General features: G+C 65.2%; 16 protein-coding genes and 1 tRNA gene. 7 read left to right on the plus strand and 10 right to left on the minus strand.

Translation table 11 applies throughout. From position 1 onward, the window contains the following. Nucleotides 1–4 precede the first annotated feature (4 nt). From TNMX_RS01910 to ychF, 6 genes are all read right to left on the minus strand, one after another. Entirely contained in the window at nucleotides 5–1552 is a 1548-nt protein-coding gene (locus TNMX_RS01910; protein WP_038028915.1) for a sensor histidine kinase, read from the minus strand. Beyond that, nucleotides 1545–2300 carry an RNA methyltransferase gene (locus tag TNMX_RS01915; RefSeq protein ID WP_026329089.1) on the minus strand — a complete coding sequence of 252 codons (756 nt, stop codon included), beginning with the start codon at nucleotides 2298–2300 and terminating at the stop codon, nucleotides 1545–1547. Before TNMX_RS01915 ends, TNMX_RS01910 begins: the two co-directional genes overlap by 8 nt. Nucleotides 2301–2322: 22 nt before the next feature. Continuing rightward, nucleotides 2323–4461 (minus strand): transglycosylase domain-containing protein, encoded by a 2139-nt coding sequence (locus TNMX_RS01920; protein WP_038028917.1) that lies wholly within the window; start codon nucleotides 4459–4461, stop codon nucleotides 2323–2325. Between the two features lie 20 nt (nucleotides 4462–4481). Further along, nucleotides 4482–4841 carry a hypothetical protein gene (locus tag TNMX_RS01925; protein WP_015717404.1) on the minus strand — a complete coding sequence of 120 codons (360 nt, stop codon included), beginning with the start codon at nucleotides 4839–4841 and terminating at the stop codon, nucleotides 4482–4484. 44 nt (nucleotides 4842–4885) lie between these two features. Continuing rightward, nucleotides 4886–4959: transfer RNA gene (locus tag TNMX_RS01930), tRNA-Gln, on the minus strand. Between the two features lie 106 nt (nucleotides 4960–5065). After that, a complete protein-coding gene (ychF, locus tag TNMX_RS01935; RefSeq protein WP_015717405.1) occupies nucleotides 5066–6190 on the minus strand; it encodes a redox-regulated ATPase YchF in 1125 nt (374 codons plus the stop codon). 73 nt (nucleotides 6191–6263) lie between these two features. Between ychF and deoC the strand changes: the two genes are divergently transcribed. From deoC to minC, 7 genes are read left to right on the plus strand one after another with little or no spacing between them, the layout of a single operon-like run. After that, complete coding sequence (gene deoC / locus TNMX_RS01940; RefSeq protein ID WP_015717406.1) at nucleotides 6264–6947, plus strand: deoxyribose-phosphate aldolase; 684 nt, start codon at nucleotides 6264–6266, stop codon at nucleotides 6945–6947. Continuing rightward, nucleotides 6937–8091, plus strand: coding sequence for a phospholipase D-like domain-containing protein (locus TNMX_RS01945; protein WP_172640096.1), 1155 nt, complete (start codon nucleotides 6937–6939; stop codon nucleotides 8089–8091). Before deoC ends, TNMX_RS01945 begins: the two co-directional genes overlap by 11 nt. Next, nucleotides 8067–8669 (plus strand): nucleoside triphosphate pyrophosphatase, encoded by a 603-nt coding sequence (locus TNMX_RS01950; RefSeq protein ID WP_038028922.1) that lies wholly within the window; start codon nucleotides 8067–8069, stop codon nucleotides 8667–8669. Before TNMX_RS01945 ends, TNMX_RS01950 begins: the two co-directional genes overlap by 25 nt. Continuing rightward, on the plus strand, nucleotides 8666–9454 hold the full coding sequence (gene mreC / locus TNMX_RS01955; RefSeq protein ID WP_038028924.1) for a rod shape-determining protein MreC: 789 nt from the start codon (nucleotides 8666–8668) through the stop codon (nucleotides 9452–9454). The genes TNMX_RS01950 and mreC overlap by 4 nt, the downstream gene beginning before the upstream one ends. Beyond that, nucleotides 9451–9909 carry a rod shape-determining protein MreD gene (gene mreD, locus TNMX_RS01960; RefSeq protein WP_038028925.1) on the plus strand — a complete coding sequence of 153 codons (459 nt, stop codon included), beginning with the start codon at nucleotides 9451–9453 and terminating at the stop codon, nucleotides 9907–9909. The genes mreC and mreD overlap by 4 nt, the downstream gene beginning before the upstream one ends. Next, complete coding sequence (locus TNMX_RS01965) at nucleotides 9906–11651, plus strand: penicillin-binding transpeptidase domain-containing protein (RefSeq protein ID WP_038028927.1); 1746 nt, start codon at nucleotides 9906–9908, stop codon at nucleotides 11649–11651. The genes mreD and TNMX_RS01965 overlap by 4 nt, the downstream gene beginning before the upstream one ends. A gap of 9 nt (nucleotides 11652–11660) precedes the next feature. Further along, nucleotides 11661–12188, plus strand: a complete 528-nt coding sequence (gene minC, locus TNMX_RS01970) for a septum site-determining protein MinC (RefSeq protein ID WP_038028929.1) — start codon at nucleotides 11661–11663, stop codon at nucleotides 12186–12188. Here minC and TNMX_RS01975 read toward each other — a convergent pair. The 4 genes from TNMX_RS01975 to TNMX_RS01990 are packed head-to-tail and all read right to left on the minus strand — an operon-like array spanning nucleotide 12175 to nucleotide 13973. After that, on the minus strand, nucleotides 12175–12612 hold the full coding sequence (locus TNMX_RS01975; RefSeq protein ID WP_038028931.1) for a DUF420 domain-containing protein: 438 nt from the start codon (nucleotides 12610–12612) through the stop codon (nucleotides 12175–12177). The two genes, minC and TNMX_RS01975, sit on opposite strands and share 14 nt — an antisense overlap. Beyond that, the gene (locus tag TNMX_RS01980) at nucleotides 12609–12887 is read right to left on the minus strand and encodes a hypothetical protein (protein WP_038028934.1); all 279 of its coding nucleotides are present in this window, start codon (nucleotides 12885–12887) and stop codon (nucleotides 12609–12611) included. Before TNMX_RS01980 ends, TNMX_RS01975 begins: the two co-directional genes overlap by 4 nt. 29 nt (nucleotides 12888–12916) lie before the next feature. Further along, the gene (locus TNMX_RS01985; protein WP_038028963.1) at nucleotides 12917–13489 is read right to left on the minus strand and encodes a hypothetical protein; all 573 of its coding nucleotides are present in this window, start codon (nucleotides 13487–13489) and stop codon (nucleotides 12917–12919) included. A 25-nt stretch (nucleotides 13490–13514) separates the two neighbouring features. Continuing rightward, complete coding sequence (locus TNMX_RS01990; RefSeq protein WP_038028939.1) at nucleotides 13515–13973, minus strand: hypothetical protein; 459 nt, start codon at nucleotides 13971–13973, stop codon at nucleotides 13515–13517. Nucleotides 13974–14083 lie beyond the last annotated feature (110 nt).

Raw genomic sequence — 14083 nt, forward strand, 5'->3', positions numbered from 1 at the left:
GTCCTCAGTAAGGAACCTCCGCCACCACCTCCGTACCCTTTCCCGGCTCCGAACGCACCTGAAAGCGCCCACCCCGGGCCTCCACCCGCTCCCGCATCTGCGTGAGGCCAAACCCACCTAAGCCCTGGGCCTCGGCGTTTTGGAACCCCTTCCCGTTGTCCCGCACCACCAGCCGCGCCCCCCGCTCCCCCAAGGGGAGGAGTTCCACCTCCACCCGGCTGGGCTTGCCGTGCTTGGCGGCATTGGTGAGGGCCTCCTGCAGAACCCGGAAGAGGACCAGCTCGCTGGCCTGGGAAAGCCCCACTCCCTCCGGCAAGGCAAGCTGCACCCGAAAGCCCGCCTGCTCGGCAAAGGCCTGGGCGTAGCGGCGCACGGATTCCAGGAAGCCGTAGCGCTCCAGGTCGATGGGCCTCAGGGCGAAGATGCTCCGGCGCACCTCCCGGATCTGCGCCCTCAGGGTCTCCTTCACCTCGGCCAAGGCCTTCAGGGCCGCCTCCTGGTCCTTGGCAAGAAGCCTCTCCGCCAGATCCAGCTTCAAGGCCATGAAGGCCAGGCTCTGGGCAATGCCGTCGTGGATCTCCCGGGCGATGCGGGTGCGCTCCTCGTTGATGGCCAGCTCCTCCGCCCTGAGGTACGCCTGGGCGTTGCGCACCGCCAAGGCCACCTGGGAGGCCAGGAAGGAGAGGAAAGGAATCCGCCGGGAAAGGCCCTTGCCCTTAAGGACCAGCACCCCCACCGTCTCCCTGGCCTTTAGGGGCAGGGCCAGGGTTTCCTCATCCACGAACACCGGCCCCTCGAGGCTCCCCTTCCAAACGCCATCCGGCAGGAAGGGATGGGAGGGCAGGGCCAGGTTCCGCACCACCCGGGGTACCAAAAACCCCTCCTCGTCCATCAGGAGAACCCCACCCCCCTCCGCCTCCGCCCAGGCCTGGATCCGCTCCAGAAGCCCTTCCAGGAGGCGGTCCAGGTTGGCCTCCGCCTTAAGGGCCTGGTCCACCTCAAAGAGGGTGAGGCGGTCGCGGCTTCGGGCCACCACCGACTGCAAGGCCCCGGCCACCTCGTGGGCCAGCACTTCTAGAAAGACCCTTTCCGGCTCCGGAGGGCAGGCTTCCAGGTACCCTTTCAAACCCGGAAGCTCCACCCGCATCCCCCCGCATTCCTCCCCGGCATGGACCCCCTCGGCCTCGAGGGCCACAGGGTACCCCAGGGTCTCCCCCAAAGCCCGGGCGATGCGGGAGACCGCCTCCTCCAGGTTCTCGCTCTCCAAGGCCTCGCGGAACACCCGCCCTGCCGCCAAAAGGCGGCGGTTAGCCTCCTCCAAAGCCCTTTCCGCCCGCACCTTCTCCAGGGTTTCCTGGGCGATCCACTCCAGCACCGCATAGGTGACCAGAGGCCCCACCAGGCCGTAAAAGCCAAGCCGTAGCCAGAGGAGGCTATCCACGTGCCGGTAGGGCAGAAGGGCCAGCTCAAAGACCACCACCACCGAGGCGATCAGGGGCGGCAAAAGCCGCTGGGCCAGGCGCACCAATCGGTAAAGGCTGTGGCTAGCCATCCTTCCCCTTCGTACCCTCCTTTTTCAGGGCGGAGGCTACCGCATACCGGCTTTGATGCAGAAGCCCCCTGAGAAGCTGCACCTCCCCAGGGGAAAGCTGGGCCTTGTGGAAGATGCGCCGCAGGCGGCGCATGGCGTAAGGGTGGCGGTGTTCGTCGGTGAACCCGATCTCCAGCACATACCGCCCCAAATCGGCGAAGAATCCCTCGAGGGCCGCCACATCCGCCAGTTCCCCCTGGGATACCGTACTGCCCTGCTGCAACCAGGCCTGGTAAAGCTCGTAGGCAAAGACCACCACCGCCTGGGCCAGGTTCAAGGAAGGCTGCTCGGGAGCGGTGGGGATGGTACCGATGAGGTGGGCCAGGTCCAGCTCCTCGTTGGTGAGCCCAAAGGTTTCCCGGCCAAAGACCAGGGCAACCTCTCCCCTTATGGAAAGCACGTGGGCCGGCACCTCCCGGGCCGTCACCACCGGGGCCGGGTAAAGCTCCCGGGGCCTTCCCGTGGTGGCCACCACGAAGCTCACCCCCTGGAGGGCCTCCCCAAGGCTTCCCACCGCCACCGCCCGGTCCAGCACCTCCTCGGCATGCACCGCCAGCCAGTAGGCCTCCCGGGCCCACGGAGGGCCCACCCGGGGCGAGGGATTCACCAGGTAAAGCCGCGAAAGGCCAAAGTTCCGCATGGCCCGGGCCACCGCCCCCACGTTCATGGGCTCCTGGGGTTCCACCAAGACGATGCGCACGCGTTCCAGCACAGCCTCCTCCTCGAGGTCCTCACTGCCCAGGTGGGGGAGTAGGGGAAGCCTCCTCGTTAGAACCCGGAGGGTAGTCCGTAGGCGCCACCCCAGCCGGGGGGGCTTCCTGAAGAAGCCCCGTTCCCTCCGAGGGCGAAGCCTGCAGGGGAAGCACGGGTACCTTCCCCTGGGGGAACCAGACCTTTACCCCTTCCTGGGAAGGCTGGCCTGAGAGGAGATCCATCCCCACCTGCACCAGGCCTGCAGGCGGGGGGAAATCCCCTCCAGGCCTTCCCCTCAGGGCCCCCGCCACGAACTCCCGCCAGATGGGGGGGTTGACCACGGAGCTGGAAGGCTCCCTCCCTCCCATGCGCAAGGGCTTGTTGTCATCCCGGCCCACCCAGACCACTGCGGAAAGCCCTCGAGTCACCCCGGCAAACCACAGGTCCCGGGCCTCGTTGGTGGTGCCGGTCTTTCCCCCCACCACCCGCCCGGGGATGCGGGCCCTTTTGGCCAGACCCTTTTCCCCCAGGTCGTAGACATATCCCTTCAGGAGGTCCCACCCCTGGTAGGCCACCTGGGGATCAAAGAGGCGCTGCCGTTCCGGAAGAGCCTGGTAAAGCACCTGCCCTTGGGCATCCTCCACCCGCTTCACGTAGATGGGAGTAACCCGGTAACCCCCGTTGGCAAAGGCGGCATAGGCCGCCGCCAGGTCCACCGGGGTGATGGAGGCTCCCCCGATGGCGATGGCCAGGGTGGGATACTTCACCGCAAAACCCGCCTGGGACAGTTTTCTCGCCACCTTCTCCACCCCTATGGCCTGGGCGGTGTAGATGGCGGGCAGGTTGAGGGAGAGGTCCAAGGCATAGCGCACGGTGATCTCCCGGTTAAGAAAGGTGCCGGAGAAGTTCTTGGGCCGCCATACCCCTCCCTTCTGGCTGGGATCGGGAAACTCCAGGGGGCGATCGGGAACCAAGGTGGCCTGGGTCCAACCCTCCTCCAAGGCGGTGGCGTAGACAAAGGGTTTCACCGCACTCCCGGGGTTGCGCAGGGCCCGGGTGGCCCGGTTGTACTCATCCCCCTCCCGCCTTACCCCCCCCACCAGGGCCAGCACCTCCCCCGTTTCGGGATCCAGGCCCACGATGGCCAGCTCCGCCCCCTCCGGCAGCCTGGCTCCCTTGGCCGCGGCCTCCGCCGCCCGTTGCATGGCTGGGTCCAAGGTGGTGTACACCTTAAGCCCCCCCTCGCCGTAGACCTTTTCCTTCCCGAAGCGGGCCTCGAGGAAGCGGCGCACCTCGAGGACGAAATGGGGGGCCATCCGGTAGTCCAGCTGCCTGAGGATGCGGGCCTCGGGATCCACCAGCCTGGCCTCCAGGAGGTTTCCCTCCCCGTCGTAGCGCACCTCCCACCCCTTGGGGGCAAGGGGCTCCCGCCAGGCAGCCTCGGCCACCTCCGGGCTCACCCAGCCCTCGGCCACCATCTGGTCCAGAAGCAGGCGCATCCGCTCCCGCACCCCCTTGAGGTCCTGGTAGCGGGCGTTGGGAGCCGGGATCAAGGAGGCCAAATAAAGGCCTTCTGCCAGGGTCAAGGCAGCAGGGTCCTTACCGAAATAGGCCTCCGCCGCCCCCTTGATGCCCACGGCGTTGCCTCCCCAGGGCACCACGTTCAGGTACATCTCCAGGATCTCCTCCTTGGTGTAGCGCCTCTCCAGCTCGAGGGCCAGGGCCCACTCCTTGAACTTGCGCTCCAGGGAACGGGCCTGGGCCAGCTCCTTGAGGAGGGTGTTTTTGATCACCTGGGTGGTGATGGTGCTCCCCCCCTGAAGATCCCCCCGAAGGATGGCGTAGAGAGCCCCTAGAAGGCGCACGAAATCCACCCCATAGTGCTGGAAATAGCGGCGGTCCTCCGAAAAAACCACCGCCGCCACCGCCGCCGGGGAAACCTCAGAAAGCCGCACCAGGCTCCGGTGGATGGCCCTTCCCTCCTCCACGCTGGCAATCTGGGCCAGGGGGGTGCCGTCCCGGGCGTAGAGGGTGGAGGTGGCGGTGAGGCGCAGCCGATCGAACTGGGAGAGGTCGGGAAGGTCACGGGTGTAGGCGTAGGCCAGATAGCCTAAAGCCAGGACCGCTCCCGCCAAAAGGCCGGCCAGGGACAGGAGGAGGAAGCGGAACACCCGCACGGCCCTCAGTTTACATGGGCCTACCCCAAACCCAAAAAGCGGAAGAGCTTGTCCCGGGTGAGGGGTTTTTCTATGGCCATCACCCGCACCACCTCGGCGGTAGTCCTAAGCTTTTCGGTGGGCTCTATGAGCACCGCCAAGGGCACTTCCTTAAGCCGGCGCACATGCCGGATGCGCGCGGCCACGGCAAAGGGATCCACGTCCAGATCCTGGTCCAAAAGCACATACCTGGGCGTGTGGTCCAACAGCCAAAAGAGGCCTTCCCGGGCCAGGTCAAAGTGGCGGACGGGGATGCCCCGCTCGGAAAGCACCAGGTCCACATAGGCCCGCAGGGCATCGTTGCGGCTTAATAGGAGAAGCCCCGGATAATCCGTCGCCACGGGGCCAGTTTATCTAAGGGTTGCGAAAAGGATGTGAAAAAATCTGGCTGGGGCGCGTGGACTCGAACCACGACCGGCGGATCCAAAGTCCGCTGTCCTGCCATTAGACGACGCCCCAGCGCACAAGGTGTCTGCCCTAAGGGGCAAAGCCACCCAGATTGTAGGGCAAAGAGGACCTCCCGTCAAATCCCCCTTAGGTTAGCCTCGGCCAAGCCCGGAGGGGATCACACGTTGAAGAGAACGTAGAGGACATCCCCATCCTGAACCTCGTACTCCTTGCCCTCGAGGCGCACCCAACCCCTTTCCTTGGCCTTGGCCCATCCCCCAGCCTCCACCAGCTTGTCCCAGGGAATGACCTCAGCCCGGATGAAGCCCTTTTCCATGTCGGAGTGGATCTCCCCCGCCGCCTCCGGGGCCTTGGTTCCCCGGCGCACCGTCCAGGCCCGCACCTCCTTCTCCCCGGCGGTAAAGAAGGTGATGAGGCCAAGGGCTCTATACCCCGCCTGGGCCAGGCGCTGGAGGCCGCTTTCCCTTAAGCCGTAGGCGGCAAGAAGCTCTCGTGCTTCCTCTGGGGAAAGCTCGGCCAGCTCCGCCTCCAGCCGGGCGGAAACCACCACCACCTCGGCCCCCTCGGCCTTGGCCCTTTCCCGCACCGCCTGCACGTGGGGGTTGCCCTCCCCCTCGGGTAGGTCCTCCTCGCCCACGTTGGCCACGTAGATCACCGGCTTGGCGGTAAGGAGGGGGGTTTCCTTAAGCAGGCGGCGAAGCTCGGCATCCTCTCCCTGCTCTCCGTTTAAGAGGAAGGTGCGGGCGGGCTTTCCCCCTTGCAGGTGGGTGTAAAGGGCTTCCGCCGCCTCGAGGGTGGGGACCAGATCCCGGTTGGCCCGGGCTTCCTTCCTAAGCCGCTCAAGCCGCTTTTCCCAGGTGGCGAGATCGGCCAGGAGAAGCTCGGTTTCCACCACCTCCGCATCCTCCAGGGGATCCACCCGGCCCATCACGTGCACCACATCGGGATCGGGAAAGCACCGGAGCACGTGGGCGATGGCCGCCACCTCGCGGATGTGGGCCAGAAACTGGTTGCCGAGGCCTTCCCCCCTGTGGGCCCCCTTGACCAAGCCCGCGATGTCCACGAACTCCACGTGGGTAGGGACGACGGGAGGCTTCCGATCCCCCTTGGCGAAGACCCTCTGCAGGGCGTAAAGCCTTTCGTCCTCCAGGGATACCACGCCCACGTTCTTGTCAATGGTGGCGAAGGGGTAGTTGGCCGCCAAAGCCTGTGCCCGGGTTAGGGCGTTAAAGAGGGTGGACTTGCCCACGTTGGGTAGACCGACGATTCCCACAGCCAGCATCTCGACCTCAAAAAAAGCCCCAGCTAGGGGCCTCTTTTCATCCTATCACATCCCTTGCGTATGATGGCAGGGTATGGACCTGGCCGCCCACATTGACCACACCCTCTTAAAACCCACCGCCACCCCGGAGGAAATCCTGAAGGTGGCGGAGGAAGCCCTGGAACACGGGTTTTTCGGCCTCTGCATTCCTCCATCCTATGTTCCCCTGGTGCGGGAGCGTTACCCCCATGCTCCCTTTCGCCTGGTAACCGTGGTGGGCTTTCCCCTGGGCTACCAGGCCCAGGAAGTCAAGGCCCTCGAGGCAGCCTTGGCCATCGCCCAGGGAGCCGATGAGGTCGATATGGTGATCCACCTGGGCCGGGCCTCGGCCGGGGATTACGCCTATATCGAGGAAGAAGTCCGCACCGTGCGCCAGGCAGCACCCAAGGCGGTGCTCAAGGTGATCCTGGAAACAGGCTACTTCACCCCTGAAGCCCAGGGTCAGCCCCGTAGGGGCTATCTTGAAAACCTGGCCGAGGCGGCCATCCAGGGCGGGGCCGACTTCCTGAAAACCTCCACCGGCTTTGGACCCCGGGGGGCCAGCCTGGAGGACGTGGAGCTCCTGGTAAGGGTGGCCCGGGGCCGGGCCCAGGTCAAGGCCGCAGGCGGCATCCGCAACCGGGAAACCGCCATCAAGCTCCTCGAGGCGGGGGCCACCCGGCTGGGTACCTCCAGTGGGGTGGCCCTGGTGAAGGGGGAAGATGGGGATGGGTACTAAAAGGCGGCGGAAAAAGCCCACCCTGGCCGGGGTTCCCGGCTATTTAATACTCCTGGTCATCCTCCTCCTTTGGCTTTTCCAGGAGCTCCGTCCAGGCCTCCCCCCACCTCCCCCACAGGTGGAAGCAGGGGGCGTGGAGGTCTACTTCATGCCCCGGGAAGGGGAGGCTGCCAAGGCCCGGCTCATCGCCATCATGGACGGAGCCAAGGAAAGCCTGGATGGGGCCTTCTACGAGTTTCGCGACCTGGAGATCGCCAAGGCCTTGCTCAGGGCCAAGGAGCGGGGGGTGAGGGTGAGGCTCTACGGGGAAAGCGATTACCGAAACGACTTCCGCCGCTACCTGGTGGGTGGGGCCCTGGGCCAGCAAGGGGAAACCCCCCGCGTGCCCCAGGCGGCCCTCCGGGAGCGCATCCGACCTTTGTCCCTGGACTGCGAGGAGATCGTGGGGATTCCCGTGTGCTTTGACGAACGGGAAGGCTTCATGCACCACAAGTTCTTGGTGGTGGACGGGCAGGCGGTCTGGACGGGAAGCACCAACATGACCTGGAATGCCTTCGCCCGGAACAACGAAAACAGCCTCCTCCTGCCTTCTTCCACCCTGGCCCAGGGCTATGCGGGGGAGTTCACCGCCCTCTTCGAGGGCACCAAGGAAGGCCTGGGAAAACCAGCTGCCTTCCACCTTTCCCCGGAAAAGGGCATTCCGGCCGAGGGCACCGCCTACTTCAGCCCCAAGGGAGGTGCGCTGGGCCGGGAGGCTCTTCTGGAAAGACTCAGGGCTGCCAGGAAAGAAATCCTGGTGGCGGCCTTCGTGGTCACGGACCGGGGGGTGGTGGAATCCCTGGTCCAGGCCCAGAAGAGAGGGGTGGGGGTGCAGGTTCTTTTGGAAACCCGCAACCTTGGGGATAGCCGGGAAGACGACCTCCTGCGGGCCGGGGTGGCGGTACGGAAGGACAGCAACCCTTACACCCTCCACCACAAGGTGATGGTGATCGACGGTACCTTTGTGATCACGGGAAGCTACAACTTCACCGCCAGGGCCTGGCAGGTGAACAACGAGAACCTTCTGATCCTGCAAAGCCCCGCCCTGGCGGAACGCTACCGGGAGGAGATCCTAAGGTTATGGCGGGAAGGGCAACCCCTTTAGTGCTGACCCTGGCCTCGGGAAGCCCCAGGCGCAGGGCTCTCCTCGAGGCATTGTTCGCTACGCGAAGCAGCGAGGCCCTGGGCTTCCCCCTTAAGGTGGTGCCCCCAAGGGTGGAGGAAGCTGGGAAAGACCTTCCCCAAGACCCCAGGGAGCTGGCCCTAGCCCTGGCCCGGCGCAAAGGGGGGGAGGTGCCGGGGGAGTGGGTGCTGGCGGCGGACACCGTGGTGGACCTGGATGGCCGGGTCCTCGGCAAGCCCAGGGATCGGGTGGAAAACCACCTCTTCCTCCGCCTCCTCTCCGGGAGAACCCACCAGGTCCACACCGCCATCTACCTGCGCACCCCTCAGGATTTGGTGGTGGAGGTGCACACCACCCGGGTCCGCTTCCGCAACCTTTCCGAGGAGGAAATCGCCTGGTACGTGCAGAGCGGCGAAGGCCTGGACAAGGCAGGGGGCTACGGGGCCCAAGGCCTGGGAATGGCCCTCCTGGAGGGCATCGAGGGGGATTTCTACACGGTGGTGGGCCTGCCCGTGGCCCGGGTCTTCGCCCTCCTCTGGGAAAGGGGGTTCAGGCCGTGAGGGAAGTGGCCTTGCGACGGGGGCTCTTCCTCCTCCTCCTGGCCTTGGGCCTGGCCATGGCGGCCCTAACGCGCCCCCTTGCCCCCCGCCTTGCCCTCACCCTTTCCCCCCTCACCGCTCCCCTGCCCGCCCTGGGCCACCGCCTGGGGCAGAACTTGAGGGCTGCCTCCGCCATTCTCCTGAACCGCCAGGACCTCTACGGGGAAAACCGCTCCCTGAAGGCCCAGCTCGCCCAGCTGGAAAGCGAGAATCGAAGGCTTCGCCTCGAGGTGGAACGCCTTTCCCGGGCCCTCAAGGTGCGGGCCTCGCAGGCCCCCGGGGTGGTGGCGGTGGCCCCGGTGGTGGGGGAGGACCTCTCCGGCCTTTACCGCCGCCTGATCCTGGGCCTAGGGGAGCGGGATGGCCTCCGGGTGGGCATGCCGGTGACCGCCCCGGAAGGACTGGTGGGGCTCATCGTGGAGGTGGAGGAACGCCGGGCCCTGGTGCGCACCCTCCTGGACCCGGAAAGCCAGGTGGGCGTGCGGCCGGAAAAGGCCCCCGGGCGGGGAGTGGCCCGGGGGGTTCCCCCTGACCACCTGGTGGCGGAGTTTCCCCCCACGGTCCAGGTGGCTCCGGGAGACCTCCTGCTCACCGGGGCTCCCTTGGGCCTTTTCCCGGACGGGATCCCCGTGGGCCGGGTGGAACGCCTCGAGCGCGTCCAAGGCGGTTTAAAGCTACGGGCCTGGGTCAAGCCTCTGGTGGAGCTTTCCCTACTGGAGGAGGTTATCGTGCTGAGGCCCTTATGATGGGGATTCTTCTCCTTTTCACCCTTGTGCTCTCCGGATTCCTAGGAGCCCTCTGGCCCCAGGGGTTGATGGCCCCGGACCTCTTCCTGGTCCTGGCCCTCCTTTATGCCCGTAGCCTTCCCTATTACCTGGGCCTCCCTTGGGCCTTTTTCCTTGGGCTTGTGCAGGACCTCTTGGGCTACGGGCTGTTGGGCCTCCATGCGGTGGGGCTCCTGAGCGCCAGCTACGCCTTCTATGCGGCAAGCCGCCGCCTGGCTCCGGGAGAAACCCCTGGGGTTCTCTTTTCCTTTCTGTGGGCCTTTTTGGCCAAGTGGGCGGGCTACTTCCTGGTGGCCTACTGGCTCCGCCTGGAGCTTCCTTCCCTCTTGCCCCTGGACCTTCTCCTCGAGGGCCTCTTCACCCTTCCCCTGCTCCTCCTGGCCTGGCGCTTTCTGCCCTCCTCCCGACGATCATGACCAGCCGGCTTTACGCCCTCATGCTCTTCTTCCTCCTGGCCTTCGGCCTCCTGGCCTTAAGGACCTGGCACCTCCAGGTGTTGGAGCACGAGCGGTACGCCCTAAGAAGCCAGGGCAACTACCTGAAGACCGAGGGCATCCCCGCCCCCCGGGGCCGCATCCTGGACCGCAAGGGGCGGGTGATCGCCCAGGACCGGCTGGTGGTGGACCTTGTGTACGAGGGAGGCGAGGTGGCCTTCAAGGAAAGGCTCCTCCCCCTCCTGGGCCTGAAGGAACTCCCCAAGGTCCAAGGCCCCACGGTCCTCAAGGCAGGGGTACCCGAACACCTCCTGCCCACCCTGGCGGAGATCACCGCTGGGCAGAAGAACCTCAAGCTGGTGGAGCGCATCGAGCGCTCCTACCCTAACCCCATCTCGGGCCCCGTCCTGGGGTATGTGCTTCAGGCCAATGCCGAGCAGGTGAAGCGGGGATATAGCCCCGACGAGCAAGTGGGCCAGGCAGGCCTCGAGGCTGCCCTCGAGGCCTACCTCCGGGGTAAGCGCGGGGTGAAGGCGGTGGAGGTCAACGTCCGGGGCGAGCGCCTCAGGGAAACCATCCTGGAGGAACCCACCCCGGGGCAGGATGTGGTCCTCACCCTGGACCTGGACCTCCAGCGAGCGGCGGAAAAGGCCCTGGAGGAAGCCCTGGCCGACATCAACGCCGGGCGGAGGTCCAAGGGTCTTCCCCCCGCCACCCGGGTCAAGGGGGCCATCGTGGCCGTGAATCCCAAAACGGGAGAGGTTCTGGCCATGGCCAGCGCCCCATCCTTCGATCCGAGCCTTTTCGCCAAGCGGCCCGTACCCCAGGAGGTCCAGGCCCTTCTTAAGGATAAGGACCTTCCCCTTCTGAACCGGGCGGTGCAACCCTACACCCCAGGATCCACCTTCAAGCTGGCCACCAGCTACACCCTTCTGGAAGAGGGGTACGTGAGCCCCTCCACCACCTTCCGGTGCAGCCCCTACATCGTCTTTGGAGGCCAGGTGCGCCGCAACTGGGCTGCCCGGGATATGGGCCCCATGACCGTCAAGGAGGCCATCGCCTGGAGCTGCAACACCTGGTACTACCAGGCGGTGGCCCAGGACCCCCTGGGGGTGGTGGACCGCCTGGCGGCGAGGGCCCGCCTTCTGGGCCTAGGGGAAGCTACCGGGCTGGAAATCGCCGAGCGAACGGGGCTTCTCCCCACCCGGGCATGGAAGCGGGAGGCCTTCAAAGAACCCTGGTACCCGGGGGAAACCCTTTCCCTGGCCATCGGGCAGGGCCCCCTCCTCACCACCCCAGCCCAGGTAGCCCGCATGCTATCCAGCATCGCCAACGGTGGCAAAAAGCCCACCCTCCACCTGGTCAAACGCCTCGGCCCAAGGGAGGTGAAACCCCGTCTTGAACCGATTCCCGGACGTTTCTGGACAATCCTTCAAGAGGGCCTACGAAAGACCGTGAAGGAGGGTACCGCCCGCCATATCCTCGGGAACTTTCCCGTGCCCACCGGCGGCAAAACCGGCACCGCGGAAACCCCAGGCAAGCGGGCAGGCCTCGAGCACGCCTGGTACATGGGTTATGGCCCCGCTGAACCTGGCTCCCCCTACCCTCCCCTGGTGGTGGTGGCCTTCTTTGAAAACGGGGGGGAGGGAAGCCGCGTGGCCCTTCCCGCGGTGCGCAAGGTCATGGCCGCCTACTGGCAGGTGGAGGAAGCCCAGGCCAGGTAGAATAGCGCCATGCGCCTCCGCGCCACCCCCAAAGCCCTAGCCCTGCGCCTGGATGGGGGGGAAACCCCGGAAGAAATCCAGAACCTCAAGCTGCCCGAAGACCTTCCCCTCGAGGTGGAGGTGGCCGGGCCTGTATCCGGAAAGGTGCTGGAAGCCCTCCTGGAGCTAGGCCGGCCCCTTACCCTGATCCCTCCCAGAAACCGCCTTCCCGCCGGCACCCTGGTCCTCAGCAAGACCCTGCGTTCCGGCGAACGGGTGGAGCACCCCGGTACCGTGGTGGTTCTGGGCGACGTGAACCCCGGGGCCGAGGTGGTGGCGGGAGGGGATGTGATCGTGGTGGGCAAGCTGCGTGGCCTCGCCCACGCCGGGGCTGGCGGGGACGAGGAGCGCTTCATCTTCGCCCTGGAGCTGGCCGCCAAGCAGGTGCGCATCGGCGCCCACTTGGCCCAGGCGCCAGAGGAACAGGAAACCCAGGGCCCCGAGATCGCCCGGGTCCAGGAAGGAAAGATCGTGGTGGAGCCCGCTAGAAAGCGATAGTGCCTGTCTCCACCCCGTAGCGCTTCAACACCAGGTAAATAACCCAACCCGATACAGCCACATACAGCCAAATGGGCACCAGCACCCTGGCCCAACGCTTGTGCAGGATGAACTCCCCCCTAAAAGCCCTCCAGATCACGTAAAGGGCCAAGGGGCCGTTGATGGCGGCCAGCAGGGTGTGGGTGATGAGAAGGAAGTAGTAAGCCCCTCGCCAGGCCTCCGGCCCCCCGTAGGCGGTGGTACCGTGAAGGGCCCACTTGGCAAGATAGAACACCAGGAAAAGGAGGGCCAAGGAAGTGGCCGTCAACATGGCCCGATGGTGGGCCACCCTGTTCCCCTTCTTGATCAGGACGACCCCTGTCACCAGGGCCAACCCGGAAAGCACGATGCTCCAAACCGCCAGCAAACCCAAAAGCTCCTTCACCGCTTTCCCTCCCCTAGCCGCTCACCCAGAAGCCGAACGGGCTCCAGCTTCGCCGTGCGCGCATAGCTGTAACCCCTCAGGTAATCCTCCTCCTGGCCCAATAGCTGGTACAGCCTAAGGTAGGCCACGGCCAAAAGTCCATCCCGCTCCCGCCCTGGGGGAAGCCGGTGGAGAAGCCTTACGATCTCGCGGAACCTGGGAACCTGGCTGGCCTCGAGGGAAGTTCCCCTCAACGCCCGGGCCAAGTCCGCCAAGGTATCGCCGTTAGGCCTCATAGCCCCCAGGAGTGTACCACACCCTGCCCCTAGGGAATGCGCCGGCTGGTGCGGTTTCCAGCGGCGTCCACCGCAAGCAGCACAGCCCCGGCCGGCACCTCCGCGGAAAAGGCCACCGTGGCCTCCTTGGGAAGGGAAAGGGGATTAAAACGACCGCCTACCCGCACCACCACCCGGTCCACCTGGACGTTGTCCTCCACCCTTCCATAAACCCGGTACAAGCTCCCCTCCCGCTCCACCCGCTCCACCACGATGCGGGGAGGCGCTGCATCCAGCACCAGGGGGACCCGCTTTTCCCCCCGGTTTCCCCGGGCATCCTCCGCTTCCAGGAGAAGCTCCACCTTCCCGGAGGCCGGGGCCTGCAGGCGGAAGCGAAACTGAGCCAAGCGCTTGTCCTTCTCGCCTTCAGGTAGCACGGGTTGACCATTAACCCAGACCTCCGCCACTCCCGAGGCATCAAAGGCATACCCTTCCGCAATCAAGCCCTTGCCCGGAGCCACCCCTTCCCCAGAAGGGCTCACCAAGGCAATCTCCGGAGGCAAGGTATCCAGCCGGGCACAGGAGGCAAGAAGCACAAGAAAAAAGAGGGGATGCCATCGCATCCCCTCCATCTTACCCAGGTTTCCCTTAGAAGCCGTAGTTAGCCCCGACTTTCAGGTAATAAACAAACACACCACCCCCACCAAAGGCATATGCGGGTTGAAATTCCAGGAATGCCGTTGCAGGGGTTCCGGAGATAGGATACTTGATCCCTAAAGTGGCATGCACACCAAAGTCAGTTCCTCCTCCAGGAAGGAACCAGAAGTTACCTCCCAAACCCCCGTATGGGAGAACCGGGGAGCCGGGCATACCAAGATTAATCAAGAGATCCGAGTTAATGCCCAAGATGAGAACTCCCAAGGCGGAGGTAAAGTCAACTCCACCCCGCACCTCGAGACCACCTTGCAAACCAGCGCCAGCATGGATCCCCCCGTTTAGGACGTTCACCCCCGAGCCACCGAAAAGTCCTATATGCCCCCCCACATACGGGGCCTGGGCCAGCGCCAAACCCATAACCATCAGACCGCTCAGGATAAGCTTCTTCATCACTACCTCCCTTTGACTAGGCTTTGGCCATTTCTGTGAGCCCGGTCTTTTCTAATTATAGCAAAAACCTCCAAAGTGTCAAGCCAAAACCTGGTCGTGTAAGGATTTAT

Source organism: Thermus sp. NMX2.A1, from assembly GCF_000511705.1.
Classification (GTDB): Bacteria; Deinococcota; Deinococci; order Deinococcales; family Thermaceae; genus Thermus; species Thermus scotoductus.

Coding starts and splice junctions, on each gene's coding strand:
- TNMX_RS01990 (WP_038028939.1), bottom strand. CDS start 13,973: ATGAAGAAGCTTATCCTGAGCGGTCTGATGGTTATGGGTTTGGCGCTG.
- minC (WP_038028929.1), top strand. CDS start 11,661: ATGCGCCTCCGCGCCACCCCCAAAGCCCTAGCCCTGCGCCTGGATGGG.
- TNMX_RS01985 (WP_038028963.1), bottom strand. CDS start 13,489: ATGCGATGGCATCCCCTCTTTTTTCTTGTGCTTCTTGCCTCCTGTGCC.
- ychF (WP_015717405.1), bottom strand. CDS start 6,190: ATGCTGGCTGTGGGAATCGTCGGTCTACCCAACGTGGGCAAGTCCACC.
- TNMX_RS01945 (WP_172640096.1), top strand. CDS start 6,937: ATGGGTACTAAAAGGCGGCGGAAAAAGCCCACCCTGGCCGGGGTTCCC.
- TNMX_RS01965 (WP_038028927.1), top strand. CDS start 9,906: ATGACCAGCCGGCTTTACGCCCTCATGCTCTTCTTCCTCCTGGCCTTC.
- deoC (WP_015717406.1), top strand. CDS start 6,264: ATGGACCTGGCCGCCCACATTGACCACACCCTCTTAAAACCCACCGCC.
- TNMX_RS01950 (WP_038028922.1), top strand. CDS start 8,067: ATGGCGGGAAGGGCAACCCCTTTAGTGCTGACCCTGGCCTCGGGAAGC.
- TNMX_RS01980 (WP_038028934.1), bottom strand. CDS start 12,887: ATGAGGCCTAACGGCGATACCTTGGCGGACTTGGCCCGGGCGTTGAGG.
- mreD (WP_038028925.1), top strand. CDS start 9,451: ATGATGGGGATTCTTCTCCTTTTCACCCTTGTGCTCTCCGGATTCCTA.
- TNMX_RS01910 (WP_038028915.1), bottom strand. CDS start 1,552: ATGGCTAGCCACAGCCTTTACCGATTGGTGCGCCTGGCCCAGCGGCTT.